General features: G+C 60.0%; 5 protein-coding genes. 2 read left to right on the top strand and 3 right to left on the bottom strand.

Annotated elements, in window-relative coordinates; all coding sequences use genetic code 11:
• The 3 genes from D6877_RS16050 to D6877_RS16040 all read right to left on the bottom strand — a co-directional run.
• The coding region (locus tag D6877_RS16050) for a TetR/AcrR family transcriptional regulator (protein WP_130911425.1) at positions 1 to 485 on the bottom strand (485 nt) is incomplete at its 3' end.
• Positions 486 to 573: 88 nt separating this feature from the next.
• Positions 574 to 1962: a nucleobase:cation symporter-2 family protein gene (locus D6877_RS16045; protein WP_130911424.1), complete on the bottom strand. Its 1389-nt coding sequence runs from the start codon at positions 1960 to 1962 to the stop codon at positions 574 to 576.
• Positions 1963 to 2090: 128 nt separating this feature from the next.
• Entirely contained in the window at positions 2091 to 3011 is a 921-nt protein-coding gene (locus tag D6877_RS16040; protein WP_016771807.1) for a LysR family transcriptional regulator, read from the bottom strand.
• A 137-nt stretch (positions 3012 to 3148) separates the two neighbouring features.
• Between D6877_RS16040 and D6877_RS16035 the strand changes: the two genes are divergently transcribed.
• Both D6877_RS16035 and D6877_RS16030 read left to right on the top strand, forming a co-directional pair.
• Positions 3149 to 4498 carry an aspartate aminotransferase family protein gene (locus D6877_RS16035; protein WP_130911423.1) on the top strand — a complete coding sequence of 450 codons (1350 nt, stop codon included), beginning with the start codon at positions 3149 to 3151 and terminating at the stop codon, positions 4496 to 4498.
• A gap of 76 nt (positions 4499 to 4574) precedes the next feature.
• Positions 4575 to 6068 carry a CoA-acylating methylmalonate-semialdehyde dehydrogenase gene (locus D6877_RS16030; RefSeq protein WP_130911422.1) on the top strand — a complete coding sequence of 498 codons (1494 nt, stop codon included), beginning with the start codon at positions 4575 to 4577 and terminating at the stop codon, positions 6066 to 6068.
• Positions 6069 to 6214 lie beyond the last annotated feature (146 nt).

Raw genomic sequence — 6214 nt, 5'->3', positions numbered from 1 at the left:
TGCACCGGATCGACCGGGTCCATCTTGCCCGCATCGATCCACGCCTGAAACACCGCCGCGCGCCCGGTGAACCAGGTGCGGTAATCCTGATTGAAATATTCGCTCAGGCATTCGCCGCCGCTGATCACTTCCATGGCGAAGATTCGCGAAGCCTGTGGCTGGCGCCGGGAGAATTCCATCTTCGCGCGGATGTAGCGGGTCAGCGCTTCGGCCGGGTCATCCTCGGCAGTGAGGGTGTTGAAGGTGCTGTCCCACAACTCGATGATGTTGCTCAGCACCGCCACATACAAACCGAGCTTGTTGGTGAAGTAGTAATGCAGGTTGGCCTTGGGCAGCCCGGCATTCTGCGCGATGGTGTTCATGCTGGTGCCTTTGAACCCGTGACGGGCGAACTCGTCTTCGGCGGCTTTGAGAATGGTCTCTTCGTTCTTCTGACGAATGCGGCTGGCGGGTTTGCCGCCGTGGGCTGGGACTTCAAAGGTCATAGGCACTTCCGGGATTGTCTGTGGGTGCAACCAGTTGCGTTGATAGCGCACCCACAGGCATCCGACAAGTCCTTGCGCGGAAAAACAGTTACGCCTGTTCGATCTTGTTCAATGACGCGGGGCTTTTTGCCTCAGCGGTTTTGCCTTCCGGCAACAACAGACACAGGACGATTGCCGTCAGCCCGCCGCTTGTGATCGCCGAGTCGAACAGGTTCTGCACCAGTTTCGGCAGCAGGTGCAGCAGGTTCGGTTGCGCGGCGATGCCGAGGCCGACGCCGAACGAAGTGGCGATGATCAACATGCTGCGCCGGTCCAGCGGTGACTGCGCGAGAATACGCACGCCCGCCGCCGCCACTGCGCCGAACATCACCAGCGTTGCGCCGCCCAGCACCGGTTTCGGAATCTGTTGCAGCACCGCACCGATTATCGGGAACAGGCCGAGGCAGAACAGGATCGCGCCGATGTACAGGCCGACGTAGCGGCTGGCAACGCCGGTCAATTGGATCACGCCGTTGTTCTGCGCGAACGTTGTGTTGGGGAAGGCGCTGAAGGTCGCCGCGATCATGCAACTGACACCATCACCGAGCACGCCACCGCGCAAGCGGCTTATATAAGAAGGGCCGCTGATCGGTTGGCGGGCGAGCATGCAATTGGCGGTGAGGTCGCCGACGGTTTCGATGGTGCTGATCAGGTAAATCAGTGCGACCGGCAGGAAAGCGGTCCAGTCGAAGTTGAATCCGAACTTGAACGGCGTAGGAAAACTCACCAGCGGCAAGTCAGGCAACGGCTGCGGGACCAGTTTCCCGCTGAACCACGCCGCGAGGCTGCCGAGCACCAGTCCGATGATGATCGCCGACAGTCGCACCCACGGCGTATTCGAGCGGTTGAGCAGAATGATCGTCAGCAGCACGAACACGCCCAAGGCCAGATTGCCCGGCGCGCCGAAGTCCGGCGCGTTGAAGCCGCCACCCAGATCGGTGATGCCGACCTTGATCAGGCTGATGCCGATCAGCGTGATGACGATGCCGGTCACCAGCGGTGTGACCACTCGGCGCAACTGACCGATGAAACGGCTGAGCACGATCTGCACGATTGCGCCGAAAAAGCACACGCCGAAAATCATCGCCAGGATATCTTCCGGGCTGCCGCCGCGCTGCTTGACCAGAAACCCGGCCGACAGCACCGCACCGAGAAACGCGAAACTGGTGCCTTGCAGACAGATCATCCCCGCGCCAATGCCGAACGGTCGCCGCGCCTGGATAAAGGTGCCGACGCCCGAGACCATCAGCGCCATGCTGATCAGGTACGGCAGATGCGCGGTCAGCCCGAGCGCCGAGCCGATGACCAGCGGCGGGGTGATGATGCCAACGAAACTGGCGAGCACATGTTGCAGTGCGGCGAGAATGGCGGCGAGTGGTTTGGGGCGGTCGTTGAGGCCGTAGATCAGTTCACTGGACGAATCGGAATCTGGCTGCATGGTTTTGGCTTCTTGTTGAAGGACGAGTCAGCCCTTCACTGCAAAAACCTGTCCACTTGCTCAACTTTCTGAAGCAACGACTCCCAAAGGTAGGAGCTGCCGAAGGCTGCGATCTTTTGATCTTGCTTTCAGCGCGTAGCCGCCAGACTCTCCAAAAAGCTTTCCAGCACCAAATGAGGGCGCCGCCCCTTGCGCGTGACCGATGCCAGACTCAAATCGTAAAAACGCGTGCCGGCCTTGAGCGCACGCAAGCGCCCCTGCTGCACCCAAAGATTGGCGTAGTGATCCGGCAGGTAACCGATGTAGCGCCCGGTCAGAATCAGAAACGCCATGCCCTCACGGTCAGAGGCACTGGCGGTGCAGTTGAGCGCTTGGTAGTGCGCCTGAATCTCTGCCGGCAAACGAAAGGTCGGCGCAATCGCGTCCTGACTGTCGAGGCGTTGATCATCGAGTTGTTTGTCGTCGACATAAAACAGCGGATGACCCACCGCGCAATACAGCAGCGAACGCTCGCTATACAACGGCTGATATTCCAGTCCCGACAAGGCGCTGGCCTGCGGCACCACGCCAACGTGCAGGCGCCCGTCGAGCACACCTTGTTCGACTTCGTTCGGCGCAATCATGCGAATCTGGATCTGCACATCCGGCCCGCGTTCCTTCAACTGCGCGAGGGCGTGGGTGATGCGCATGTGCGGCAGGGTGACCAGATTATCGGTCAGGCCGATGATCAATTCACCGCGCAAGTGTTGATGCAGACCGTTGACCTCGGTGCGAAAACTCTCCAGTGCACTCAACAGCTGTAGTGCCGACTGATACACCTCACGACCTTCCTCGGTCAGCGAAAATCCGGCCCGGCCACGCTGGCACAAGCGCAAGCCGAGGCGCTGTTCCAGATCGCTCATCTGCTGGCTGATCGCCGAGCGCCCGATGCCGAGCACGGTTTCCGCTGCGGAGAAGCCGCCACACTCCACGACACTGCGAAAAATCCGCAGCAGGCGAATATCAAAATCACTGACCTGGGCCAGTGGATCGGCGCGGCGGCTGCTCATTTTTTGTTCTCTTTGTTTAGCGATGATCTAACTGAAGGTTAGAAGAGTTGGATTTCACCGACTTTATCGCCGTGGCAATTTAGCTGCAACAACGCTTTCCATCTCCCTGACGCTTATGCCCTGCGAGGTTTTGCCCGATGAACATGCCTGAAAACGCGCCGTCGCCACTGGCCAGCCAACTGAAGCTGGACGCGCACTGGATGCCGTACACCGCCAACCGCAACTTTCAGCGCGACCCGCGTCTGATCGTCGGTGCCGAAGGCAGTTGGCTGTTCGATGACAAGGGCCGCAAGATCTACGACTCGCTGTCCGGTCTGTGGACCTGCGGCGCCGGGCACACCCGCAAGGAAATTCAGGAAGCCGTTTCCAAACAACTGGGCACCCTCGATTACTCGCCGGGCTTCCAGTACGGCCATCCTCTGTCTTTCCAGCTGGCTGAGAAAATCACCGAGCTGACGCCGGGCAATCTGAACCACGTGTTCTTCACCGACTCCGGCTCCGAATGCGCCGATACCGCAGTGAAAATGGTCCGTGCCTATTGGCGCCTGAAAGGTCAGGCGACCAAGACCAAAATGATCGGCCGTGCCCGTGGCTACCACGGTGTGAACATCGCCGGCACCAGCCTCGGCGGCGTCAACGGCAACCGCAAGCTGTTCGGTCAGGCAATGATGGATGTCGATCACCTGCCGCACACGTTGCTGGCGAGCAATGCCTTTTCCCGTGGCATGCCGGAGCAGGGCGGTATTGCTTTGGCCGATGAGCTGCTCAAGTTGATCGAACTGCACGACGCTTCCAACATCGCTGCGGTGTTCGTTGAGCCGATGGCCGGCTCTGCCGGAGTACTGGTTCCGCCGCAGGGTTACCTCAAGCGTCTGCGCGAGATCTGCGATCAGCACAACATCCTGCTGGTGTTTGACGAAGTGATCACCGGATTCGGTCGCACCGGTTCGATGTTTGGCGCCGACAGCTTTGGCGTGACTCCAGACCTGATGTGTATCGCCAAGCAAGTCACCAACGGCGCGATCCCGATGGGCGCGGTGATTGCCAGCTCCGAGATCTACCAGACTTTCATGAACCAGCCGACGCCGGAATACGCCGTGGAATTTCCCCATGGCTACACCTATTCGGCGCACCCGGTGGCTTGTGCCGCCGGCCTCGCAGCACTCGATCTGCTGCAAAAGGAACACCTGGTGCAGAGCGTCGCCGAAGTCGCGCCGCATTTTGAAAACGCGTTGCACGGTCTGAAAGGCTCGAAGAACGTCATCGACATCCGTAACTACGGCCTGGCCGGCGCGATCCAGATTGCCGGGCGTGACGGTGATGCCATCGTGCGTCCTTTCGAAGCGGGCATGGCCTTGTGGAAAGCCGGGTTCTACGTGCGCTTCGGCGGCGACACCCTGCAGTTCGGCCCAACCTTCAACAGCAAGCCGCAAGACCTCGATCGTCTGTTCGACGCGGTCGGCGAAGTGCTGAACAAGCTCGACTGATTTTTCCCTCTATATATACCTACACAAACGGGCGCTCCTTTGCGGGTGCCCGTGGACAAGAATTCAGGAGTGTTCGATGAGTGTTATCCCGCATTTGATCAATGGCGAACTGGTGACCGAGAACGGTCGCGCGGTGGATGTGTTCAACCCGTCTACCGGCCAGGCGATCCACAAACTGCCATTGGCCAGCCAGGCCACCATTCAGAAAGCCATCGATGCCGCCAAGGCCGCGTTCCCGGCCTGGCGCAATACGCCGCCGGCCAAACGCGCCCAAGTGATGTTCCGTTTCAAGCAATTGCTGGAGCAGAACGAAGCGCGCATCTCGCAACTGATCAGCGAAGAGCACGGCAAGACCCTGGAAGACGCTGCCGGTGAATTGAAGCGCGGTATCGAGAACGTCGAGTTCGCCTGCGCCGCCCCGGAAATCCTCAAGGGCGAGTACAGCCGCAACGTCGGCCCGAACATCGACGCCTGGTCGGACTTCCAGCCACTGGGGATTGTTGCCGGTATCACCCCGTTCAACTTCCCGGCCATGGTGCCGCTTTGGATGTACCCGCTGGCGATCGTCTGCGGCAATTGCTTCATCCTCAAGCCATCCGAGCGCGATCCAAGCTCGACGCTGCTGATCGCTCAACTGCTGCTGGAAGCCGGGCTGCCGAAAGGCGTGATGAGTGTGGTCCATGGTGACAAGACGGCGGTGGACGCGTTGATCGAAGCGCCGGAAGTCAAAGCGCTGAGCTTCGTCGGTTCGACGCCGATTGCCGAATACATTTACGCCGAAGGCACCAAGCGCGGCAAACGCGTTCAGGCACTGGGCGGCGCGAAGAACCACGCGGTGTTGATGCCGGATGCCGATCTCGACAATGCGGTCAGCGCACTGATGGGCGCGGCCTACGGTTCCTGCGGCGAACGCTGCATGGCGATCTCGGTGGCCGTGTGTGTTGGCGATCAGGTCGCGGACGCGCTGGTGGCGAAACTGGTTCCGCAGATCAAAGCGCTGAAAATCGGTGCCGGTACTTCTTGCGGCCTGGACATGGGGCCGTTGGTTACCGGTCAGGCGCGTGACAATGTCAGCGGTTATGTGGATGACGGTGTGGCGGCGGGCGCGACCCTGGTGGTCGATGGTCGTGGTCTGAGCGTGGCCGGGCATGAAGAAGGCTTCTTCCTCGGTGGCTGCCTGTTCGACAACGTCACTCCAGAGATGCGCATCTATAAAGAAGAGATCTTCGGGCCGGTGCTGTGCGTGGTGCGGGTGAACAGCCTGGAAGAGGCGATGCAACTGATCAATGATCACGAATACGGCAACGGCACCTGCATCTTCACCCGTGACGGCGAAGCGGCGCGGCTGTTCTGCGATGAGATCGAAGTCGGCATGGTCGGCGTCAACGTGCCGCTGCCGGTGCCGGTGGCTTATCACAGCTTCGGCGGCTGGAAGCGTTCGCTGTTTGGCGACCTGCATGCGTATGGTCCGGACGGCGTGCGCTTCTATACTCGTCGCAAGGCGATCACCCAGCGCTGGCCGCAGCGTGCGAGCCATGAAGCTTCGCAGTTCGCATTCCCTAGCTTGTAAGTAGCTGGATATGCAGAAGGCCGACCTTGATAGGTCGGCCTTCGCGTTTTCGGGGCTTTTTGACCGATATGACAGAAATATGAAAATAGGTGTTGACGGCAGATTCCAGAGGTCTATAATTCGCCCCACTTCCGGCGCAGTCGAAA

The organism is Pseudomonas sp. Sample_9 (genome assembly GCF_004307535.1).
In the GTDB taxonomy this organism is placed as follows: domain Bacteria; phylum Pseudomonadota; class Gammaproteobacteria; order Pseudomonadales; family Pseudomonadaceae; genus Aquipseudomonas; species Aquipseudomonas mercuritolerans.
Note: the sequence above shows the minus strand (reverse complement) of the source record. Positions and strands in the feature narration are given on the sequence as shown.